Below are 20,386 nucleotides of genomic sequence, written 5' to 3'. Positions count from 1 at the left end.
TGTTTAAAGTAGTACAATAGCGCTACCACAATTGCTAAAAAACGGATATCTGTTATCGCTTTTTGCCAATCTTGGTAGTGGAAAATACTGATTTTCGCATTGCGAAAATCGTTTGCAGGATTTAGGTTCCAATTTAACAATATGCCCGCTCTTTCGATCAAACCAAGCTCGTTTTACTGTGAGCTCTAACTCTTTTTCCTTTTTTTCTTTTTTTCGGTTAACAAATTCCTTTCCCTTATGGCCGAATAAACCCAATACACAATAATGCAGATCTAACAAGTCTTCGGTCAACTCCCATTTTTTTAAATCTTCACTGTCTACCCGCGTTATTGTTGGCTTAGGGAATTTTTTCCCATCAAAATAGTTTTTGAGGGATTGCGGTACCTCTTTCTTCTCAGCTTCTAGGTCTTGTATTGTAGCGTCATATTTATCCTTAATATTGTCAATGCTTATCTCCTCACCATCTATAGTAATATTTTTGCCGGATGCAAGCCTTTTCAAATCATTATCAACAATCTTTCGTAATGTGTTGCCTGATTCCTCATTAATTAAATCAACCAATTCTTTGTGCTTGTTTTGCCACCTACGAAGGCTTTCTTTGAAATTATTCCATCTATCTTTATCCCCCTCGCTGCCTAAACCCGAGTCCGCATAAGCAATCAATTTATCCAGATGTTTTTCTGCTATTCTTCTTTCGTCTCCTAGATTAATTGCTTTAATTTCTACATCTTCTACAATATGGAAATCTCCTTCTGTTTTTACATCAGTTGTTTCTGTACTAGCTACCATTTTCGAACTATTGGTAGAAGCAACATTATTTATTATCTTTTGGTAATCCTCAATAAGGTCTTTAAATGTCATGAGTTTTACAGTTCCACCAAATGCTATTTTCTCTAAATTATTTTTAGAGAACTCCAATAATCTATTATTTGCTTCAATACGGTCGTCATTTACCGCTAAGAGTGCATAGCACTGGCGCACGCCAGGTTCGAGCCAATATTTAATCATTGGTTTATTCGTAAGAGGCCATACACGGTCTTCAGTGACTGTGCGGATACGTGGATTAAATTCCCAACCAAATGATTGTGTTCCATTGTTATTGTTTATAAAACCTGATATCAGAGGGTAACGTTGTATATGGGCCAAGTCATCCTCGTAGCGCTGTGCCATATCCATTGCCATCTGAGCAGCCCACTCACTACTTTTGGCTGCACCCTTGAGAGCCAACCGAAAATCTTCTCTTGAGGAAGTACCCTCCTGAAACCTGTCAGCATAACGCTGCGGCCATATACTATAAATCCTTACATCATCACTATTGTTATTAATGGTAAATTCTACACGAGCACCATGTCCCTCCTGTGTCTTATCGCCCGGGAGCAATGATATATCAAATCCCAAAAGATACACCGACCAACCTTTCTCCATTGATAGCGTATCTCTTAGATGCATTAACTTCATACCACTCAATACCTGGTTAAAATCGTCTACACGCTGCAAGAGATCAATTGGGTCTTCATTAATTTCACTACCGAAAATATCTTTAAAATCTGTAATAAGAATGCCTTTGGATTGTTTTTCTTCGGGCAAATATTTATCTATATCAGAATAGTTCGGCATGTCAGGTAAGTCCATAAGTCCACTAGTTCCGGTACTACTTTCGCTTTCAGCAGTACTCGTTCCATTTAAAGCTGTTCCGTATGGATACTGCATTTGAAAAGCCCCTCTCAAACCGCGAACATCATAATATCTCCTGGCACGTTTCCCTTGAAAATTTTTAAGTAAATTTTTGTTTATATCTTCACCAACAGAATTCAACATTTGATACTGTTCACCCGCAGTTGCAACTACTGCATGGTCTTGCCAGATTCTGGGGCTTGAAATAGTAATTGTACCTGTTCTATTTGCCGCACAACCTAAAATGTATAATGATATAAAAGTAATCAAGATAAATAATAAATTGTTTTTTGTTTTATTAATCATAAATTTTCTTTCCTTCCTTAAAAAATAGTACCCTATACCAAAAAATTTACCTTCTATCAGACTAATTTCCAATCATTCATAGAATTTTTATCTATCTTTACCCCTTTTCTCTTTTTTCAAGGTCATAATGTTTTATTGTCGATATACGTTTGAGTATATCCCGATCAGTTTTACTATATATAATAACTGTGTTCATTGGACAATATCCCCTCATGAAATTAAATAGTACAGTTAAACGACTCTTAACCAAAATCAACGACTGTCTTCTTCACTTGAGAGTACCGTATTTTACAGTAGGCACTACTCCCATTCTCACGAGTAAAAATACCTTTCTGCTATCAGATGGCCAGGTAAACAGAATTACAATCACTTTTTGATTCTCCCATTTTCATCCTTTTTGTTGAGCATTTGCCTGCAACGAAAGCGCATTGGCAACGGCTTCCGTCCATTTAACGGCATACCCATGAACATATACAATAGTATCTGTAGATTTCTCCATTTCAGACTTTGCTTTCTGAAACATTTCTTTTGAGGCTAATTTTTGAGTACCATCAGGTAAGATTTCCGCAAAGGCACTGATCTTGCCATTTGACCGAACACGTTCTTCCATGTACCCTGACAGTTGAATGCCGTTCCCAGTTCCTTTGTCGATTGTCTCTACATTCAGATAATTACTCATTTGCTGTTCGTCTGCCTGCACGGTAACCTTCCCGAAACGCAGATTTTCTGCCCCATCATCGCTAAAACCGGAACCGTACCCATCTGGATTCCACTGTTTCTCACCAATATGGTTACGATTTGTTACATAATACAATTTTAATTCAACCATAAACACACTCCCTAACAACGTATTTGTAGTTTTATTGTGTCTGTTAAGCAACCAGGCCTACAGTTACTTTTTCAGACGAATGTGGCCTTGTTTTGTAGGTTTTCATTCCACTTCATCAGCAACGGTTCTCGTATTTTTTATTTATTTAAGGACACTTTCTAAACGGCTAAAATGGTACAAATGTTTTCAGTCATTTTCTACTTCTCCATACATTTCCTCATATTCCTTCACTGATTTTTGTAACAATTTTAAAAGAATATTTACAGAATACGGGTTGCAGATGACTCTGGTATGAAAGCTTTCCTTGCATTCTGATTCTTCATACGATTGCCCGAAGTCGATTACAAATTCAAATTCGTTCTGCCCTATTTGGAAACAATTTGCGTATCTACCTTCCCTGGTCTTGTTTTTCTGTATATTATTGCCTTTGTTATTTCTCATTACTAACATAATTCATTTGTATTACACATCATGATGCATGGCCATGTCATCATATATATTGAACCAGATATACCATGATTAAAGCCCTGGCTCGGTTATAAAGATAAACTGATTAATAAAATTTTTGACACTTTAACTTTTTGAAAACACCAACAAAATTAAGGTTTTCGCTGCTTACAAAGAGTAAGGTTGTGCATTCTGCAATACAAAAAGCATTCATTAAAAAAATTATTACAAAAAACTAAAGTGTTACAAAATTTCAATTTCTAGCAGATAACTTGACGTTTAGGAATTCTAAACTGTTCATGTAATTGCAAGGCACGCCTTGCCACTACATTGTTGAAAGTCGCCGAATGTCTAATTTAGCAAAGGGAATACCAACAAAAGTTTTTGCGGAGGAATAGCTATGCAACATGCTATTTTACTGGGTTTGCAGATTTATTGAAGTTTTTTGTTCTTTTATGTTTTGCCGGAAAGTGTAACAGGGTATTGTTACACTTTTTGAGGGGGAGGATTGAGAATGAATGTGGCCACGGTATATTTTATTTTATTGAAACAACCCCAGGAAGGAATCCTATTACTGACGGCAGACTGGCTCTTTATAAGGGAGTTTTATGCCAAGCCGCTTAATGCAAAGGGATAATATAAATGAAAGAAATAATGTTTTTTACATATTTATTGTGTGTAACAAAGAAGATGTAACAGGGGTGTAACAGTGTGTAACATTTCGGATGGGTTAGAAACTTATCACTAATTTCTTTGCATTTTTTTGGCGAAATAGTTAATGGTGAGATTCGGGATGCTAAGCACGAAATACTTGGGAGGGGGCTTGGGAACTGGGAGTCGGGGAACATGCGTGGTTACTATGCATCAAACATCGTTCATAAGGCGTTTTTCAAGGTTGAGTTGGTACTTTGCAAACTTTCGATAAAGTGTCATTCTTGACCATTTAAGCTGTTTCGCTGCCTTGTTTTTGTTCCAGTTTGTGGCAACCAGTGCGTTTAATAACAGTTCTTTTTCGCTGTAATGAAAAATTCTGGCTTGCATGACCTTCGTCTGAAAATTTTCCGGTAAGTCCATCAAGGTAATCCAACTTGTCTGGAAATTCATAAAGGCAGATTCCAAAATATTTTTCATCTCACGGATATTGCCAGGCCAATTATAAAACATCAAATCTTTCACGGCGTCTGCAGTAAAACCCTCAATATCTTTTTGATATTTTTTGTTTAATTTTCTGATAAAAGATTGAAGCAGATCAGGTATGTCTTCTTTCCGTTCTCTTAATGGCGGAAGATTTATGTTCGCGACATTAAGCCGATAGTACAGATCTTTTCTGAATCTACCATTCTCTGCCATTTGTTCTAAATCCTGGTTGGTTGCGGCAATGATTTTAATGTTCAAATGAATATTGTGTTTTCCGCCGACGCGTTGTATTTCCTTGCTTTCTATAACCCTCAGAATCTTCGCCTGATGGTAAAGGCTCATATCTCCGATTTCATCCAGAAAAACTGTTCCGCCTTCTGCCGACTGAAGTTTACCCGTGTTTAACGCATCTGCTCCCGTATAAGACCCCTTTTCATGCCCAAAAAGCTCGCTTTCCAAAAGATGGTCAGGAATGGCAGTGCAATTAATGCAGACAAACGGATTTTTTGCCCTTTTACTATTTCTGTGAATAAGACAGGCAACAAGTTCCTTGCCCGTGCCTGTTTCTCCGGTGATGAGAACATTCGTATCGGTTTCGGCTGTTTGTTTGATGTGCATCCTGACAGATTGCATTGCAACGCTTGCCCCTACCAGTTCTTGTTCATCACACAATTCCAGAGATGCTTGTGGAAGCAAAGGTTTTTTTGCATCGTTTTTTGAAAGGCACCGTTCGATGCTCTCCATGATATCTTCTTCTTTAAAGGGGTGTTTAAAATAATCATTTACTCCAATTCTGAGGGCGGCAATGGCAATTTCCTCAGAACTATTTTTTGTCACCATGATGATCGGGATATGCCTGTCCATATAGCGAATTTTATTGGCAATATTTAATACATTACTAATAGTGCAATGCGCGTATCCAAGTAATACAAGGTCAATGTTTTTCTTTTGAATGTACGTTTTAAAAACTGTTTTATAAGACGTTTCGAATATAGTAAGGCCATTGTTACAGCAGGAGTTTTTTAATTTAATAAATTCTATGTTTTCATCTTCATCTTCAACTATTAATATGTTTGGCTTTTCCATAATCAAATTACGTTACCTCCCTTTTTTCATCTTTCCACTTTAAAGCCTCTTCCCATACGTTCGCATCGGACATCATAATTGTCCATTTGCCTTTTTTATACAATTAATCGGGTGTTCACCTCAAATAAAAAAATAAAATGTCGTAAAACTGTAATACTTTAGTTTTTTGAAAAACGTAAGAGCGAGAGACTAAGCACTAGAGACGAAAGATGTCCGTAGTCCATCATCCGTCGTTCCTACATCGTGCGGAAAAACAGCGATATTATTGGAATTTTTCAAAGAACTAAAGTGTTACAAATTTTCAGTCTTTTTTGACTAAAAATACACCTTCTGTGTTCTGAAGGTGGTATATGGATAACAGACTTTAAAACGGGTGCATTCCTGATTTTTTGTAACTTCCGCTATGTTTTAATGAAACGTTGCAGTAGTGTTAACCCTGACAGGGTTTGAAACCCTGTCAGGGTTGTTTCGTCCTGACCCCATCATTAACGGTTACAAAAAAACGGGAATGCTCCCCTTTAAAACAGCAGTGTGCAGGACAGGATACTTTTATAGTGCATGTTTACAAAGGAGATACCATGAAAAAATTATTTTTGATTTTATGTTTTTTGATTGCCGTGATGAATTGTGCTATTGGAGAACAAATGAAAGGAATCCGGGTTGATGTGAGGGCCGCGCTGAGGAATACAGGTCAGGCCATATTGAAGGTGCTATAAACATTCCCCATGGAGAAATTGGGGGAAAAATTGAGTCGGTAGCAAAAGACAAGGGTGAAACAATTCACCTCTATTGCAAGAGCGGGAAGCGGGCAGGTTTTGCAAAAAAGGTGTTAGAGAAAATGGGTTATATAAATGTTATAAACGAAGGGGGGACTCGAAGATGTCAAAAAACGTTTGGTTAAATGATACGTGAAATCTATCGTCCGGAAGTAGTAGTCTTACAGGGACATACTTCCTCATTACTATCTTTTTCTAAATTGTTTTGTTTATTGTGTAATACGAAATACTCCGTAAGGTTTTTCCGAAGGTTTTTTCAAAATGTAGCTCATGATAGCATATATAAGTAATAGCGGAAACATTACGTCTAAAGCAGGCGCAACCATTTCCAAATCAATTTTGTGAATAAACCCTAGTAGATTTGTAAACAAAAGGTCTCTCAGAAAGAAAAAACTATAAAATATTGGTTTAAAATGTTTACTTGCGCCGATATATTTACAGTATGCATATACCAAGATCAAATCGGCAAATAGCCTGACGGCGCTATTTGTGATGTTTAGAGCAACAAAAAAAGTACCCGCTTCTGCTTCTTCAGTAAAAAACACCTCCAACCACGGTTTCAATAAATACTTAGAGAAGAAATAGAGAAGAAAACCGGCTGCTGCAATATAAAAAATATTTTTGCCCCATAAAACATAATCCCTGATTCTCATCAAAGAATCTTTCTTTGAGCCTTTTGCATCGCAAAAGCCAAAAGCAATGTCGCCTATTTTGTCTCTGACAGTAGCAGAATTCATAAGAAGATATGCGGCTAAAAAAAGGATTATAGTTAAAACATCACCGCATATGTCCGGCAGGCTGGGTGTATGGAATTCAAAATGATGGCCATGTCCTCCAAATTGTAAAACATTAAAAAGAATAAGTGGTTTAATGATATCTCCTATAATAAATTTTAAATTAATTGCAAGAAATGTAAGGAATATTCCGATTCTGAGCGTTTGCAAAAAAGCCTTTTCTTTAGCAGCATAATTTTTAGCAAGCAATTTTTACCTCCTTCTTCCTTCCAGATATTTTTTTGTTGAAGTTGCAAATTGTTAGTAATAACTGCAAAAGTATATAAACAAATTTCATCTTCAGTGAATCTTTTAATAATACATAAATATATCATAACATATAAATAATACAGTATTATTAAATATTCTTTCTTTTATACGATTAAAAGTTAAATGTCAACAGTAAAAAAAACTGAATGTATAGATCAAATCTTCGCTACGTATTTTATTAGTTGAAAGTGTCGCGAAAAAAGCGGAAAAATGTATTGGATATGTGAGGAGTTGTGTGCATTTTAATGATTTCAGTGATCGCTCCAGGTTAGAATTGTCTGTTTGCTGTGCCATAAAATACAGCGAAACAGGGGGAAACTTCCCGGATTAATTTTTGAAATATGGGAAGTGTTCCCCTATTTACTCCAATTTACTCGGGGATAAAAAGCCGGGCAGCCTCTAAAAGATCTTTCACTACGTAGTCTGCCCCAAAGGGCGCATCCGGGTCAGCTTCCTGTTCATGATTTGGATTTATAATGAGCGCCGATTTACAACCGGCTTCTTTGCCAGCAAGAATATCCGCAGGGGAATCACCAATCATTATTGATTGCGACAGGTCGATATTGTATTGTTGTGCAGCATCAAATAACATCTTAGGCCGTGGTTTTCTGCAATCGCAATGCATCCTGTATTGTTCGACTACGCCTTCTGCATGATGCGGACAATAATAGAAGGCATCAACCTCAGCCTTTTCTATGATTAATATTTTTTTCAGTTTTTCATGGGTTTGTATTAAAGATTGTTCGTCAAAATATCCCCTGGCAATACCTGATTGATTTGTTACAACAATAATCAGATAATCATGATCCTTGAAAAGGCGTATGCCTTCAACCGCATGGGGTAATAATTTCAACTGTTCCGGTGAACTTAAATAGGGCGTGTGGACAACTATGGTGCCGTCCCGATCAAGAAATGCGGCTCTTTTCTTTTTCATTCAGGAACATGTCCAAAAATGTCTTTCTCGATAAGAGAACACAAAATATGCCCGATGGTAATATGGCATTCCTGTATCCTTGGCGTGTTTGAGGAAGGTACTTTTATGCAAAAATCTACCTCATTTTTTAAGAGACCCCCACCCATTCCGGTAAAACCCACGGTTATTGCTTTTAAGTCCCGGGCAATTTTGACCGCATTCAGTATATTTTTTGAGTTTCCGCTTGTAGTAAATGCCAGAACAATATCTCCCGCCTTTACCAGCGCCTCTACCTGTCTGGAGAAACACAAGTCATAGCCAAAATCATTTGCAATTGCGGTCATTACAGAACTATCCGTTGTTATGGCGATTGCCGGAAGGGGCCGCCGGTTCATTTTGAACCGGCCTATCATTTCTCCCGCTATATGCTGCGCATCTGCTGCGCTCCCGCCATTTCCCATCAAGTACATAAAGTTGTTATTTTTAAACGCCCTGACGATAACATCGGCAACGTCTCTGACAATCTCAACGTGGGTTGACAATAGTTTTTTTATTGTATCGATACTCTCTTGTAATTGGTATTCAATATCATTCATAAATAGTTCTTGTGTTTTCATATAAATCAGGCTGCCTTTGGCAGCGTTTATTCAGTTGTTGATGCTAATGTAGAGACGCATGCAATGCGTCTCTACAAAAAAGTAAGGTATAACTGCCTGTTTTTTAATGCGTCTGTGTGATTACGCCCTGTAACAATTCATCCCGGGTATGCTTATTAATGATTCTTGAGACAATGTTGGTGGTTGAAATTCCTTCCACTAAAGGAGCCAATACTACCTTGCCTCCGTAGGACTCCACAAACTCCTGCCCCACTACCCCTGCATCTTTCCAGTCTTCGCCTTTTACTAATATTTCAGGTTTTAAGGACGTAATAATGCTCATAGGTGTTAACTCATCGAACAACACCACGTACGAGACGTCTTCTAATGCCGCAAGCATTTTTGCACGCTCGTCCTGAGAAACAATAGGACGGTTAGGCCCCTTCAGTTTTTTTATTGAACTGTCCGTGTTCAGCCCAACCACCAGCAAATCGCCCTGTTTTCTTGCAAACTTAAGATACTCTATATGACCAACATGCAAAATATCAAAACAACCATTTGTAAAAACAACCTTGTCATTTCTCCTTCGGTGTTCTTTTAAAATATTTTCAAGCATTTCAACGGTTTTAATTTTCCCGGATTTCTGATTCCCTTCGCTTGCAAGTTCATTAAGTATTTCGTCTTTACTTACCGGAACAACGCCAATTTTCCCGACTTCAATTCCTGCCGCGATATTTGCCAGCAATGTGGCTTCCTCAAAACTATAACCCTCCCCGAGCACCAGGCCAAACATGCTAAGCACCATATCGCCGGCGCCGGTTACATCATACACCGCTTTTGGAGTGGTAGGGAATACCCTTCCTTCGCCTTTTTTATGATAAAGAAACATGCCTTCTCTGTCTATAGTGATAACGCAATACTCCAATTCCAGGTCAGAGACAAATTTACCCGCAGCCCTATGCAAACTCTCACTGTCGGTAATTTTGATTCCGGTAGCACATTCTGTCTCATGCCTGTTTGGAGTAACGGCGGTAACCCCTCTATAGCAGGAGTAATCTCCCGAAAGTTTTGGATCTGCAATTACTACTTTTTTGTGTTCCCGGCAAAGATGAATTATAGCCTTCAGTAGCGAATCAGAAAGCAAACCCTTGTTCATATCCGATATCAGGACAGTATCACAGTCCTTTATCTTTTCGCTCAGATAACCATTTAATTGTTGTTCTTTCTCTTTGGAAATGTAGTGGGTTTTTTCATAATCAACACGTAATAATTGTTGTATGCCTTTTCCTGCAGTTTGTAGATGTCCCATTAAACGCATCTTCATTGTTGTTGGACGGCTATTGTCAACAATGACCCCGTCAACGTCACATTTCATATTTTTAAGTATTTGCAAAAGAATAGTGCCATACGAATCATCTCCAATAACTCCGCACGCAAGCACCTGTGCCCCTAACATTTTTAAATTTGCAATAACGCTCCCCGCGCCGCCGGGCCGTATATCTTCTGAAGAAACGTTAATTACAGGTATAGGCGCCTCCTGTGATATGCGCCTGACCTCACCCCAAACATACTTATCAAGCATCAAATCCCCGATAACCAGGATTTTCGGGGATCCCAAATGTGAAACGATATGAAAAAGCTTATCCATAATATATTTAAAACTCCGGCAAAATACACGTTATATACTAGTAAGTATCCGCAATAATTTCCGTGGGATTTTCTTCCAGGAAATAGGACAACTTAACATTAAGAGACGCCGATAATTTATCAAGCGTATTAAGAGATGCAGCGATTTGACCGTTTTCAATCTGTGATAATAAGCTTGGAGACAGACCCGTCCGGTTTGCTAATTGCTTTTGGGTGATCTTTTTACTTTTCCTCAAAAACTTAAGCTTTTTCCCGACATCGCTCTTCAGTTTATCCTTCGAATTTTTGATAAGACAGTACGTCTTTTGTGCATTATGTAAAGCCTTTCTCAAGTCATTTAAGTCAAATGGTTTTTTTAAGTAATCAAATGCATCGAGTTTCATCGTTTCAACTGCCGTCTTAAAAGAGGGATAACCGGTCAATATAATAACACAAATATTCTGGAACTTTGATTTTATCTCCTTAAGCAACTCGGTACCGCTTATTTGCGGCATTTTTAAATCCAAAATGACGATGTTAAATCGGTCTTGTCCCAGGACGTTTATGGCCTCTGAAGGCATTGTAATACCTTTGGCGATGTAACCCTCTTCGCTTAAAAATTTGGTTAAATATAAATTATAATCAATATCATCATCTACAACCAATACCTTTACGCCTTTATCCATCATATGTCACCTTTTCAAAGTTTGTGGGTAAATTAATTTCAAATTTTGCGCCTTTTCCCACGTCGCTTTTCACATGAATAGCGCCATTATGCCTTTTTATAATGCCATAAGTAATTGACAACCCCAGCCCTGTCCCTCTCCCTACTTCTTTGTCCGTAAAAAACGGGTCAAAGACTCTTGAAAGTTGATTTTCCGGAATACCTTTACCGGTATCCTCAAAAGTAATAGTAATGGTGTTTTTATTTTTAATGCCCGTTGTTATGGAGATGGTATCGCCGGAATCCGTTGCATCATCTGCATTAATCAGCAGGTTCATTATAACCTGTTGTAATTGCTCTGCAAATCCTTTAATTTTCGGTAGCCGGGAGGATAATTTCAAAACAATTTTCTTATTCTTTTTCGTAAAGGGTTCTATGATAAGCGCGACAGTGTCCTTTATAATTTTATTAATATTGGCAGGCCTTGGTTGTTCGTTTCCTTCAAAATGCGATAATTCCAGCAGGGAATTAACAATCTTTTCTATCCTTTTCGCCACCTTTTGCATCGTTTTAAATTCTTTTATTGTTTCATTGCTAAATCCCTTTTTTCTTTCAAGAAAGCCTTGTGTCATACCCGAAATGATTGCAAGGGGGGTATTGATTTCGTGGGCGACGCCTGCCGCAAGCCTTCCGATGGATATCAATCTGTCCGAATGTATTAACTGCTGCTGTAATTTTTTTTGCCGTTCTTCTTCCCGTTTTTTTTCCGTTATATCCTGAATCAGTTCCAGTACCTGCACAACATTTCCCTCCTTATCGAAAATCGGCGAGCTGATCACATTGCAAAATTTCTTTTTATTATGGTTATAAACCATGCGCTCTGTCTGGTTAATTTTTGCTGTTTTAAATACTTTAAACGAAGGGCAATCAACGGGATCTTCCTGAAAATTGCAAAAGGTATCAAAACAGGTATGATTTATTATACTTTTGCCGAGGGGATGATTATTGATTAATCGTTTGTTTGCCCAGCGAATTTTTTTGTCTTTGCCGATAACGAGGAGGTCTGCACCGATTTGACTTACAATATCATCCAGTTTCTCCTTTTCCCTTTTCAATTCCAGCTCCAGATTCTTCCGTTCGGTTATATCCCGAAAATGTGCTAACATATAAATAATATCATTTCTTTCTCTAACGGCAATAATATCCAGTTCCATCACCAATATCTGCTTATTTTTGCTGATTACCTCAATTTCAGTTGTCGGCGCCTTCTTATTGACCGCCATCGACAGTAGTGAGATAACTGTTATTTTTGACGGTATAGTCAGGAAATCAAAGACATACTTATTTACAAGCTCTTCCATCTGATATCCGATAATTTCTTCCTCGCGCCTGTTCACCGTAAGTATCTTTCCATTCAAATCTAACATCATCATCGAATCTGCCGCATAGTTAAACAACATCTTGTATCGTTCTTCCGAGGTTTTAATCCGGCTGAATAAAATAGTGTTTTCAAGCACTATTGCGAGCTGAGGTGCTATCTGCCAAAGATAGAAATAGCACTGTTCATCAAAACTGTTGATCTCCTTAGCGCCAAATGCAATTGCCCCAAGCACTTTTCCCTTAAGTATCAGGGGAAAACCCAGCCGTGAAAGTATTCCTTCACTATGCAACACCTTATCAGTCCAGAAATGTCCGGTGCTTGTATCATTCACCATGATGGGCTTGCCGGTTTGAATAATTTTTTCCAAAAGGCTGCCACCCATGGGAAATGATTCCCCCGCATCAATTTCACTAAAATCATACTTTTTTGTCAGCGCAAACACCTGAAACCATTGACCTTGTTCATTTGAAATAATTAAGCAGGCGCGAACAAATGGAATAATCTTTTTCAGCTCGCTGCACACCATTGAAAAACTTTCACGAATGTCAATGCTGGTAGCAATCGATTTGTTTATATTATTGATAATTTCTTTATCGAATAGCGTCTTTTTCAGATTCCATTCCAACTGTTGTTTGTAAAGAGCATTCTCAACCGTCTTTTTCAGGTAATCGGTGTCGAAAGGTTTCAAAATATAGTCAACAGTGTCCATGCATAGTTTTTTGATTACATTACCAACCTTTGCCCGATCAACCATAACAATAACATTTGTATCCGGCAAGGCATTCTTTGTCCTTTTTACTGACAAAAACTCATGTTCATCGCACAGGCAGAGGTCGAACAAAACCAAATCAATGTTATATTCCTTTATAAGGAGAACAGTATCATAGCCGTGACACGCCATGTAAACAAGATATCCGCATTTTAAGAGCATCTCCCTGAGTGAATTACCTGCCGGATGTTCATCATCATTGTTGACAACAATAAGAATTTTTCGGACTTTTTCCATAGAAAACGCAACTGGCTATTATCTTGTAAACACTTTCATAATAAAAATTTATTAACGCCGCTCATCTTAATATCATAAAAAATCTATGTCAAGAATAAAGAATCCCACCGCGCCGGCGATTCAATATTTTAAATTGTGTTGGGTTTTAAAAGATAAAAACCCAAGGCATTCATTTTTACCTACCCCTCAATCCCCTGCCCCAGAGGGACTTATCAAGTTCCCTTCTGGGAAGGGTAGGGGGTGTCCATTGCTTAACTAAAAATATTGAAATTCCTATACATAAAATGCATTGGCGAAAAGGCACCATTTTTCATGAACTTTCCTATCTTTTATTTTGTTTACAAAGGATATGCTCGTCCAATTTTACTTCTAAAAGAATTGACAAGCCCCGCATTCTTATGTAATATTTTTTGATTATAATTTAATTGTGGATTTTATCAGCAAAAGGAATTTTATCATGAAGGTTAAATCGGGCAGATTAGTTACATTACGAACGATGTCTCTGTTAGGGCTGTTTGTAAGTGTTTTTGTTATTTTTGCGACAGAAAAATGCGTTCTGGCACAACATTCAGGCGGCGGTATAATTGATACAACGCGGCAGCCAGGGGAACCTCACCCCAGCTTCCATCAGTCATTTGCCCCATATAGTGGTACCATTCCAATACCATGGATGGACGAAAAACCAAATGCTGTCTCCATTAAAGTAACTGATATTATCACTTATGAAATTCCCGTGGACGAAAAGAAAATTACGGGAAATAAATTATCCTTTAATGATCTTGAATTAAAAGAGGTTAAAAATAGTTCTGAAATAAATTTTCATCAGGTAGATTGTCATTTTTTTAAAGTGATAAAGCAAACGCAAGTGCGAAAGGCAGAAGGGTTAACTTGTGTAAGAGAGCGGGAAGGCACACAATATTGGTTATCTGACGATAAAAAATATATCGAATGGGGAAAGTGGTCGAACTGGAAACGGAAAAAACCGGGTGAAGTCGAGGCTGAGATAACAGAAGATTAAATTAACCGCAGATATTGAAGAATCATGCATGCCTTTAAATAAATAATGGTATACAGCTATATTACATACAACATTAGTTTTCTATACACCTCAAAATAACATTTCAATTGTAACGAATATCTATCATTTCTGAATGGGGGTCTTTTCTTTGAAATCTTTTTATCTGGCGACGTTTTCTGTTATCCTCAACTTATTTTTATGTAATATCCTTTTCTCTCAAAGCACTGATAAGAATAATTTAGAAAATACGCCAATAACAAAAGAAAATACGTCTAAAAACAGGATGTGTCCTGAATGCGGCAGAATATATCCCGGAGACGTAAGCTTTTGCAGTATTGATGGCAAACAGCTTGTCGAGTATACTGCGGCAGATCTTATATGCCCGACATGCAAAGAAAAGGCAGCGCCAGGAGAAAAATTCTGCAAAAAAGATGGCATGCCTTTGATTGTTCAACCTCTTACAGAGCAGAAGGACCCCGAAGGAAACATTGTTAATCTTACCCCAGCCGAAATAGCACGAAAGATACAAACCCACATAGAAGAAGGAAACCGGTTTAAAAATGAAGAAAAATATACCGATGCGCTAAATGAATTTAAACAGGCGGTATTTTTACATCCGGATAATATAGGAATACACTTTAACCTCGGTGGTATTTACTGGAAATTAGAAAATCAAAAATTGGCATTGTTTCACATGGATACATGCAGAGACTTATTAGAAATGCTGCCTGAAGAGAAAAAAAATCAGGAAAATTATCAAAAGATAAGTCAGGATATATATCTCTATATATATAAGCTGGAAAAAGGGCTTTTGCCTGAGGAAAAACAGAAGCGCGAAGCGCTAGTTTTGGAAAAAAGAAACAAAAAAATGAGCGCAGCGCTGGAGAAAAACCGTGACAAATGGAGTGAAATGGTTTTAATTCCCGCAGGAAAATTTGTTATGGGGTCAGGTGGTGAAGAATTTATTCCCGAGGAATCACCAATACACGAAGTATATTTAGATGCATATTATATCGATAAATATGAAGTCACAAACGCATTATACTGGGAATTCGTACGATATATAAAAGAAACGGGAGACCACAGCAAATGCCACCCGGAAGAGCCAAAAGATAAAAACCATGTGCCAGGTACTGTGCATACAAACTGGGACTATCCCTATTATGATTATCCCGGTTATCCCGTATCCCGTGTTGACTGGTATGATGCGTATGCGTACGCTGCCTGGGCGGGGAAGAGACTTCCCACGGAAGCAGAGTGGGAGAAAGCCGCAAGAGGAACTGACGGGCGCAGATACCCATGGGGGAATGTTTGGGATGCAACATTGGCAAATGTAGGGCCTAGTGGATCCCTGATTGTAGGTAGTTATGATATTGGAAAAAGTATTTACGGATGCTATGACGTTATTGGCAGCCTCTCAGAATGGTGCAATGATTGGTACCATGCCGAATATTACCACAAAAGTCCAAGTATGAATCCAAAAGGCCCTGATTACAGCACAGGGGTGAGAATTATCAAAGGTGCTTCCCTCTTTGCCCCCTACGCCTATAAAATGAGATGTGCTGTCAGAATGTTTGGTAAGCCGGAAGACAGGAATAAGAGCATTGGGTTTCGTTGCGCAAAAGACTATGTTCCTGAAGACGAAGAAAACAAGGCAAAATAGCCACAGAAAAGATTTTTGCAATATAGTTTCAGTCCCTTCCATTAAATCCACACATAAGAATTTATCCCCAACCTCTCTCGCCAGATGGGGAAATGCAAAAAGTTCCTATTGTGAGGGTATTTAGGGGCGGGATAATTATTACAGATTTTTCGGCAACACGTTTTAATCAAAAATAAATACACGCCCCTTATACCTCCATCAATTTTCCATGTCAGACATAAAAAAATTAATTTATTCCGTAAAAACCATAAGCAGTTGCACTTTTTTAAGCCGCATACTGGGGCTTGGAAGGGATATTATCTGTGCCAGTATTTTTGGAACAGGCCTCGTATGGGACGCCTTTACCGTCGCCTTTAAAATTCCCAATCTCTTTAGGCGTTTATTTGGAGAGGGCGCCCTTAGCGCTGCTTTTATACCGGTATTCACCGAACATATAGAAAAGCACGGAGAACGGGAGGCCTGGAAATTTGCAAATATTGTCATAACGTTACTCATTATCATCTTAGGGGGGATTGTATTCATAGGTGAAGGATCTTTTTTTGTGGTTCCAAAACTATTCAACATTCATGAAAAATGGCAGTTAATTTTTAAATTACTAATAATCTTGTTTCCTTATGTTTTTTTTATTTGCATTGTCGCTTTTATGGGAGCAATATTAAACACGGTTCGCCATTTTTTCATCCCCGCATTTGCCCCCATGATTCTTAATATATGCTGGATAAGCGGGGCATTTGTATCCTTTTATACGGGGAATGTGACCGAGAAAATGGTCTTTACAGTGGCAATTGCCATCCTTTTTTCGGGCATTATCCAGATGTATGTCCATCTGCCCTTTCTCAGGCAGAAAGGTTTTAATTACCGTCCATCATTCCAATTTACACACCCAGGCTTAAAATCGGTTTTTACACGAATGGCCCCCATCGTCTTCGGGTTGGCAATCGTACAGCTTAATGTTTTACTTGACAGTATAATTGCCGTTGGATTTGCCTCAACTAGTGATGGGCAGGGCTCTTTTGCTTTTGCCGGAATGAACATACCGTTTCCCCTGAAAGTCGGGGCAGCATCCGTGCTGTATTACAGCGACAGATTAATCCAGTTTCCTTTGGGAGTTTTCGGCGTTGCCATGGCTACCGCAGTCTTTCCTTTTTTTTCCACATATGCGGCAAGAGAAGACTGGGAAAACTTTTCAAGAACCTTCAACAAAGCTTTAAAATTCATTCTCTTTATGGGTATTCCTGCATCGATTGGTATTATCATGCTCCGGGAACCTATTGTGAGCCTGCTTTATAAAAGAAACCAATTTGACGCCGAATCGGCATTAAGAACATCTCGCGTCATCTTGTTTTATGCTATCGGCATATGGGCGTATTGTGGTCTACATGTACTGATCAGGGCATTTTATTCTCTCAAAGATACGGTTACTCCCGTCAAAATCGGTACATTGTGTGTCGGCTTAAACCTGGTGTTGAATATTTCGCTCATCTGGACTTTACAAGAAGGGGGTCTGGCCCTTTCCACTTCAATTAGCGCCATAATACAAATAATTATATTAACCCTGATATTGCAAAAAAAACTAAGTATAAAAATACAAAAAGAAGTTTTTGTCTCTCTTGTAAAAACGATAATCATCTCAGTTGCGATGGGGTTTGTATGCTTTTTTACGCTAAAAATGCTTCCTTATTCAGAGGAAAACACCTCGCTTTACTTTAAGGGAATACGGCTTTTCATTCCAATGTTGACCGCGAGCGCTACTTTTGCTGTCGCTTCTTTCTTAATCAAATCAGAAGATTTCAGAAATCTCATTAAAGGAGTATTGAAAAAGCCATAACAGTACTTTTATCATAATATTTACCGATTATGCAGTTTCAATCTCGTTTCCAGTCTCCAGCCTGGAAACGAACGTTTTTATTTTTTCAAAAAATTGGGTATGAATAAATTACAGTTAACTTCAATTACCGAATTAGATTTATCTGAATCGGTGGAACTTTGCCGCTCATTGGGAGAGCCTTCTTACAGGGGGAAGCAAATTCTTTCATGGATGTATAAAAAAGGCGCAACGGATTTTAATCAAATGTCCGATATTCCCCTGCCGTTTCGAGAAAAGCTTGAAGAAGCACACAATGTTTTTCAAACCAAAATACACACAATAAACACCTCGCAAGACGGTACAGAAAAATTTCTGATCCATTTGCCGGACAACAACTTAATTGAATGTGTGCTTTTAAGAGACGGCAAGAGGAGGACGGCATGTGTTTCAACGCAGGTTGGTTGTGCTATGGGGTGTAGTTTTTGTGCAAGTGGTGTATTAGGACTTACCAGAAACCTTAAAACCGGGGAAATAATCGAACAAGTTCTACATATCAAAAACCACCTCCCCGCAAATGAACACATTACCAATATTGTCTTTATGGGAATCGGAGAGCCACTGGCCAATTATGATAAGGTGGTCAAGTCTCTCAGAATTATGAATGCTGATTGGGGTCTGGCGATAGGTGCCAGAAATATCACTATTTCAACCGTTGGCCTGATAGAAGGAATCAGAAGATTGGCAAAGGAAGGGCTCAAAGTAAATCTTGCTATTTCTCTTCATGCATCGAATGATAATACAAGAAATAAACTCGTCCCATCAAACAGTAAAACAGGGATTAAAAACATCCTGGGTGCTGCGCAGGAATACTTTAATGCTACCCATAGAGATATTAGTTTTGAATATACCATGATTGACGGCATTAATGATTCAAAACAGGATGCCAAATTACTTGCACAAATATTAAAAGGAGTTCAGTGCAACGTTAATATTCTTCCTGTAAATCCAATAAAGGAAGGCAATTTTGCCCCCCCGGTACAAAAAACAGTGGAAACATTCTGCACCGTGCTAAAAAATCATGGCATCGTCGCCACGGTTCGTCAAAGAAGAGGAATTAACGTAAATGCTGCATGTGGACAACTTAGGCTACAAATTCAAAAGCATTGTCATGGAGAAAAGATATTACATACACCACCGTCATTGTTTCTCCCCGCAAATTATAAATAAAAGTGTGAAAGATACGGATATCGTGTTTTTCTTTGCGGCAAAGACATATCAAACAGATACATTTTCCTCTTCAAAGTTAAAAAAAAAGATTGTTGTATTTTATCTAATAACATGATAATTATTATGAATGAATTTAAGAGAGATACTAACCCCTGCGTTTGCCCCATGCTAATGATTTACAACAACCATCTTACAGAAAAGGGGCAAAAATTGGGGGTTAATCAACAGATTTATTTACTGACGTAGAAATATTTCTTGTAAATAAAAAGTATTATAAGAACATCATTTTCTGGCAAAATAAAAGGGATGCAAACTTTTACAAAAAAAAGAGCATCATTAGGAAGGAGGTGGGGGGGAAACTTGATATTTCTTTATTTAAGGAATTTTTAATACTTTTAATCACATTATTTTGTTTTTTCAAGGAGGTTTTTTATGCATGCAAAAGTAGATGCAGATACTTGTACAGGATGTGAACTTTGCGTACAAACATGTCCTGAAATTTTTTATATGAACGGTGATCTCGCCGAAGCGAAGGATATTGAAGTGCCTTCTGAGTATGAAGATACCTGTAGACAGGCAGCGGAAGAATGTCCCGTAGAGGCCATCAGCCTCGATTAGTTTCTAAACAAAAAGAGACCCTAAATAATGTATTCAATTTTTAGGGTCTCTTTCTTTTCTTTGTTCGCTCAAACATTCAGTAGCGGCCTTCTCCCTATGCGGCGTCTCCTATTTAAAATAGCACGCCCTCCCTTTGTCCGCATTCTTTTTCTAAAACCGCACATTCTCTTACGTTTTATCGAACTTTTCCTAATTCTTACTTTCATAATCTATCTCTCCTTAAATCAAAATTAACAGGACTATATTATCGTATTAGCTGTTTTATTGTCAAGGAATTTTATGTAAAAATAATACGGGAGTATCTGGTTTTTTAACCATGGATTTTTGTTGCAGAATAGTCGTAAATTCTTATTGACATTGATCTTTTGAATTGATACTATGTTCAAACTAGTCATAAGTGGCATGCCTAGAAGTTAGTTAAGATTAGGTCACAGCCTTTCAGTAATCCCCTAAACCCGAGAAAGAGATAATTTTTTTATTTTTAACGTATTCGCTCAGTTAAATACTTCTATAGGTTGCCAGTAATATACTTACCGTTATAATTAAGGAGATATGTAATGCAAACAACG

The 20,386-nt window shown here is 38.0% G+C and carries 17 protein-coding genes; 6 read left to right on the top strand and 11 right to left on the bottom strand.

Annotation, left to right across the window (positions count from 1 at the left end):
- Window positions 1–3: 3 nt before the first annotated feature.
- The 4 genes from QZT26_RS10620 to QZT26_RS10605 all read right to left on the bottom strand — a co-directional run bounded on the left by QZT26_RS10620 (window position 4) and on the right by QZT26_RS10605 (window position 5,479).
- Window positions 4–1,980, bottom strand: coding sequence for a hypothetical protein (locus QZT26_RS10620; protein WP_295102037.1), 1,977 nt, complete (start codon window positions 1,978–1,980; stop codon window positions 4–6).
- Window positions 1,981–2,368: 388 nt separating this feature from the next.
- Window positions 2,369–2,809 carry a hypothetical protein gene (locus QZT26_RS10615; RefSeq protein WP_295102034.1) on the bottom strand — a complete coding sequence of 147 codons (441 nt, stop codon included), beginning with the start codon at window positions 2,807–2,809 and terminating at the stop codon, window positions 2,369–2,371.
- 186 nt (window positions 2,810–2,995) lie between these two features.
- Window positions 2,996–3,250 carry a DUF3467 domain-containing protein gene (locus QZT26_RS10610; RefSeq protein WP_295102032.1) on the bottom strand — a complete coding sequence of 85 codons (255 nt, stop codon included), beginning with the start codon at window positions 3,248–3,250 and terminating at the stop codon, window positions 2,996–2,998.
- Window positions 3,251–4,120: 870 nt separating this feature from the next.
- The gene (locus tag QZT26_RS10605; protein WP_295102029.1) at window positions 4,121–5,479 is read right to left on the bottom strand and encodes a sigma-54 dependent transcriptional regulator; all 1,359 of its coding nucleotides are present in this window, start codon (window positions 5,477–5,479) and stop codon (window positions 4,121–4,123) included.
- A 578-nt stretch (window positions 5,480–6,057) separates the two neighbouring features.
- Here QZT26_RS10605 and QZT26_RS10600 point away from each other — a divergent pair.
- Window positions 6,058–6,195, top strand: a complete 138-nt coding sequence (locus QZT26_RS10600) for a hypothetical protein (RefSeq protein WP_295102026.1) — start codon at window positions 6,058–6,060, stop codon at window positions 6,193–6,195.
- A 269-nt stretch (window positions 6,196–6,464) separates the two neighbouring features.
- Here the strand turns inward: QZT26_RS10600 and QZT26_RS10595 are convergent, their stop codons facing one another.
- The 6 genes from QZT26_RS10595 to QZT26_RS10570 form a co-directional block, all read right to left on the bottom strand.
- Window positions 6,465–7,238: a hypothetical protein gene (locus QZT26_RS10595; protein WP_295102023.1), complete on the bottom strand. Its 774-nt coding sequence runs from the start codon at window positions 7,236–7,238 to the stop codon at window positions 6,465–6,467.
- A 430-nt stretch (window positions 7,239–7,668) separates the two neighbouring features.
- Window positions 7,669–8,232: an HAD family hydrolase gene (locus tag QZT26_RS10590; RefSeq protein WP_099324184.1), complete on the bottom strand. Its 564-nt coding sequence runs from the start codon at window positions 8,230–8,232 to the stop codon at window positions 7,669–7,671.
- Window positions 8,229–8,828, bottom strand: coding sequence for a D-sedoheptulose 7-phosphate isomerase (locus QZT26_RS10585; RefSeq protein WP_230405764.1), 600 nt, complete (start codon window positions 8,826–8,828; stop codon window positions 8,229–8,231). Before QZT26_RS10585 ends, QZT26_RS10590 begins: the two co-directional genes overlap by 4 nt.
- 103 nt (window positions 8,829–8,931) lie before the next feature.
- Entirely contained in the window at window positions 8,932–10,455 is a 1,524-nt protein-coding gene (gene rfaE2 / locus QZT26_RS10580) for a D-glycero-beta-D-manno-heptose 1-phosphate adenylyltransferase (RefSeq protein WP_099324186.1), read from the bottom strand.
- Between the two features lie 37 nt (window positions 10,456–10,492).
- Window positions 10,493–11,122, bottom strand: coding sequence for a response regulator (locus QZT26_RS10575; RefSeq protein WP_164994744.1), 630 nt, complete (start codon window positions 11,120–11,122; stop codon window positions 10,493–10,495).
- On the bottom strand, window positions 11,112–13,484 hold the full coding sequence (locus QZT26_RS10570; RefSeq protein ID WP_295102018.1) for an ATP-binding protein: 2,373 nt from the start codon (window positions 13,482–13,484) through the stop codon (window positions 11,112–11,114). The genes QZT26_RS10575 and QZT26_RS10570 overlap by 11 nt, the downstream gene beginning before the upstream one ends.
- A 457-nt stretch (window positions 13,485–13,941) precedes the next feature.
- On the opposite strand from QZT26_RS10570, the gene QZT26_RS10565 reads away from it, so the two are divergent.
- The 5 genes from QZT26_RS10565 to QZT26_RS10545 all read left to right on the top strand — a co-directional run bounded on the left by QZT26_RS10565 (window position 13,942) and on the right by QZT26_RS10545 (window position 19,817).
- Window positions 13,942–14,502: a hypothetical protein gene (locus QZT26_RS10565; protein ID WP_128705479.1), complete on the top strand. Its 561-nt coding sequence runs from the start codon at window positions 13,942–13,944 to the stop codon at window positions 14,500–14,502.
- Between the two features lie 148 nt (window positions 14,503–14,650).
- Window positions 14,651–16,165 (top strand): SUMF1/EgtB/PvdO family nonheme iron enzyme, encoded by a 1,515-nt coding sequence (locus QZT26_RS10560; protein ID WP_164994742.1) that lies wholly within the window; start codon window positions 14,651–14,653, stop codon window positions 16,163–16,165.
- 208 nt (window positions 16,166–16,373) lie between these two features.
- A complete protein-coding gene (gene murJ / locus QZT26_RS10555; RefSeq protein ID WP_099324191.1) occupies window positions 16,374–17,993 on the top strand; it encodes a murein biosynthesis integral membrane protein MurJ in 1,620 nt (539 codons plus the stop codon).
- 99 nt (window positions 17,994–18,092) lie between these two features.
- Complete coding sequence (rlmN, locus tag QZT26_RS10550; protein ID WP_099324192.1) at window positions 18,093–19,199, top strand: 23S rRNA (adenine(2503)-C(2))-methyltransferase RlmN; 1,107 nt, start codon at window positions 18,093–18,095, stop codon at window positions 19,197–19,199.
- 432 nt (window positions 19,200–19,631) lie between these two features.
- Window positions 19,632–19,817: a ferredoxin gene (locus QZT26_RS10545; protein WP_099324193.1), complete on the top strand. Its 186-nt coding sequence runs from the start codon at window positions 19,632–19,634 to the stop codon at window positions 19,815–19,817.
- A gap of 68 nt (window positions 19,818–19,885) precedes the next feature.
- Here QZT26_RS10545 and QZT26_RS10540 read toward each other — a convergent pair whose 3' ends face one another.
- Window positions 19,886–20,023, bottom strand: coding sequence for a 50S ribosomal protein L34 (locus QZT26_RS10540; protein ID WP_099324194.1), 138 nt, complete (start codon window positions 20,021–20,023; stop codon window positions 19,886–19,888).
- Window positions 20,024–20,386: the final 363 nt, after the last annotated feature.

It is taken from the genome of uncultured Candidatus Kuenenia sp. (assembly GCF_900696675.1).
In the GTDB taxonomy this organism is placed as follows: Bacteria; Planctomycetota; Brocadiia; order Brocadiales; family Brocadiaceae; genus Kuenenia; species Kuenenia stuttgartiensis_A.
Note: the sequence above shows the minus strand (reverse complement) of the source record. Positions and strands in the feature narration are given on the sequence as shown.

Bases quoted from the DNA above. Each gene is read 5' to 3' on its own strand.
- QZT26_RS10620 (WP_295102037.1), bottom strand. From the start codon at position 1,980: ATGATTAATAAAACAAAAAACAATTTATTATTTATCTTGATTACTTTT.
- QZT26_RS10615 (WP_295102034.1), bottom strand. From the start codon at position 2,809: ATGGTTGAATTAAAATTGTATTATGTAACAAATCGTAACCATATTGGT.
- QZT26_RS10610 (WP_295102032.1), bottom strand. From the start codon at position 3,250: ATGAGAAATAACAAAGGCAATAATATACAGAAAAACAAGACCAGGGAA.
- QZT26_RS10605 (WP_295102029.1), bottom strand. From the start codon at position 5,479: ATGGAAAAGCCAAACATATTAATAGTTGAAGATGAAGATGAAAACATA.
- QZT26_RS10600 (WP_295102026.1), top strand. From the start codon at position 6,058: ATGAAAAAATTATTTTTGATTTTATGTTTTTTGATTGCCGTGATGAAT.
- QZT26_RS10590 (WP_099324184.1), bottom strand. From the start codon at position 8,232: ATGAAAAAGAAAAGAGCCGCATTTCTTGATCGGGACGGCACCATAGTT.
- QZT26_RS10585 (WP_230405764.1), bottom strand. From the start codon at position 8,828: ATGAAAACACAAGAACTATTTATGAATGATATTGAATACCAATTACAA.
- rfaE2 (WP_099324186.1), bottom strand. From the start codon at position 10,455: ATGGATAAGCTTTTTCATATCGTTTCACATTTGGGATCCCCGAAAATC.
- QZT26_RS10575 (WP_164994744.1), bottom strand. From the start codon at position 11,122: ATGATGGATAAAGGCGTAAAGGTATTGGTTGTAGATGATGATATTGAT.
- QZT26_RS10570 (WP_295102018.1), bottom strand. From the start codon at position 13,484: ATGGAAAAAGTCCGAAAAATTCTTATTGTTGTCAACAATGATGATGAA.
- QZT26_RS10565 (WP_128705479.1), top strand. From the start codon at position 13,942: ATGAAGGTTAAATCGGGCAGATTAGTTACATTACGAACGATGTCTCTG.
- murJ (WP_099324191.1), top strand. From the start codon at position 16,374: ATGTCAGACATAAAAAAATTAATTTATTCCGTAAAAACCATAAGCAGT.
- rlmN (WP_099324192.1), top strand. From the start codon at position 18,093: ATGAATAAATTACAGTTAACTTCAATTACCGAATTAGATTTATCTGAA.
- QZT26_RS10545 (WP_099324193.1), top strand. From the start codon at position 19,632: ATGCATGCAAAAGTAGATGCAGATACTTGTACAGGATGTGAACTTTGC.
- QZT26_RS10540 (WP_099324194.1), bottom strand. From the start codon at position 20,023: ATGAAAGTAAGAATTAGGAAAAGTTCGATAAAACGTAAGAGAATGTGC.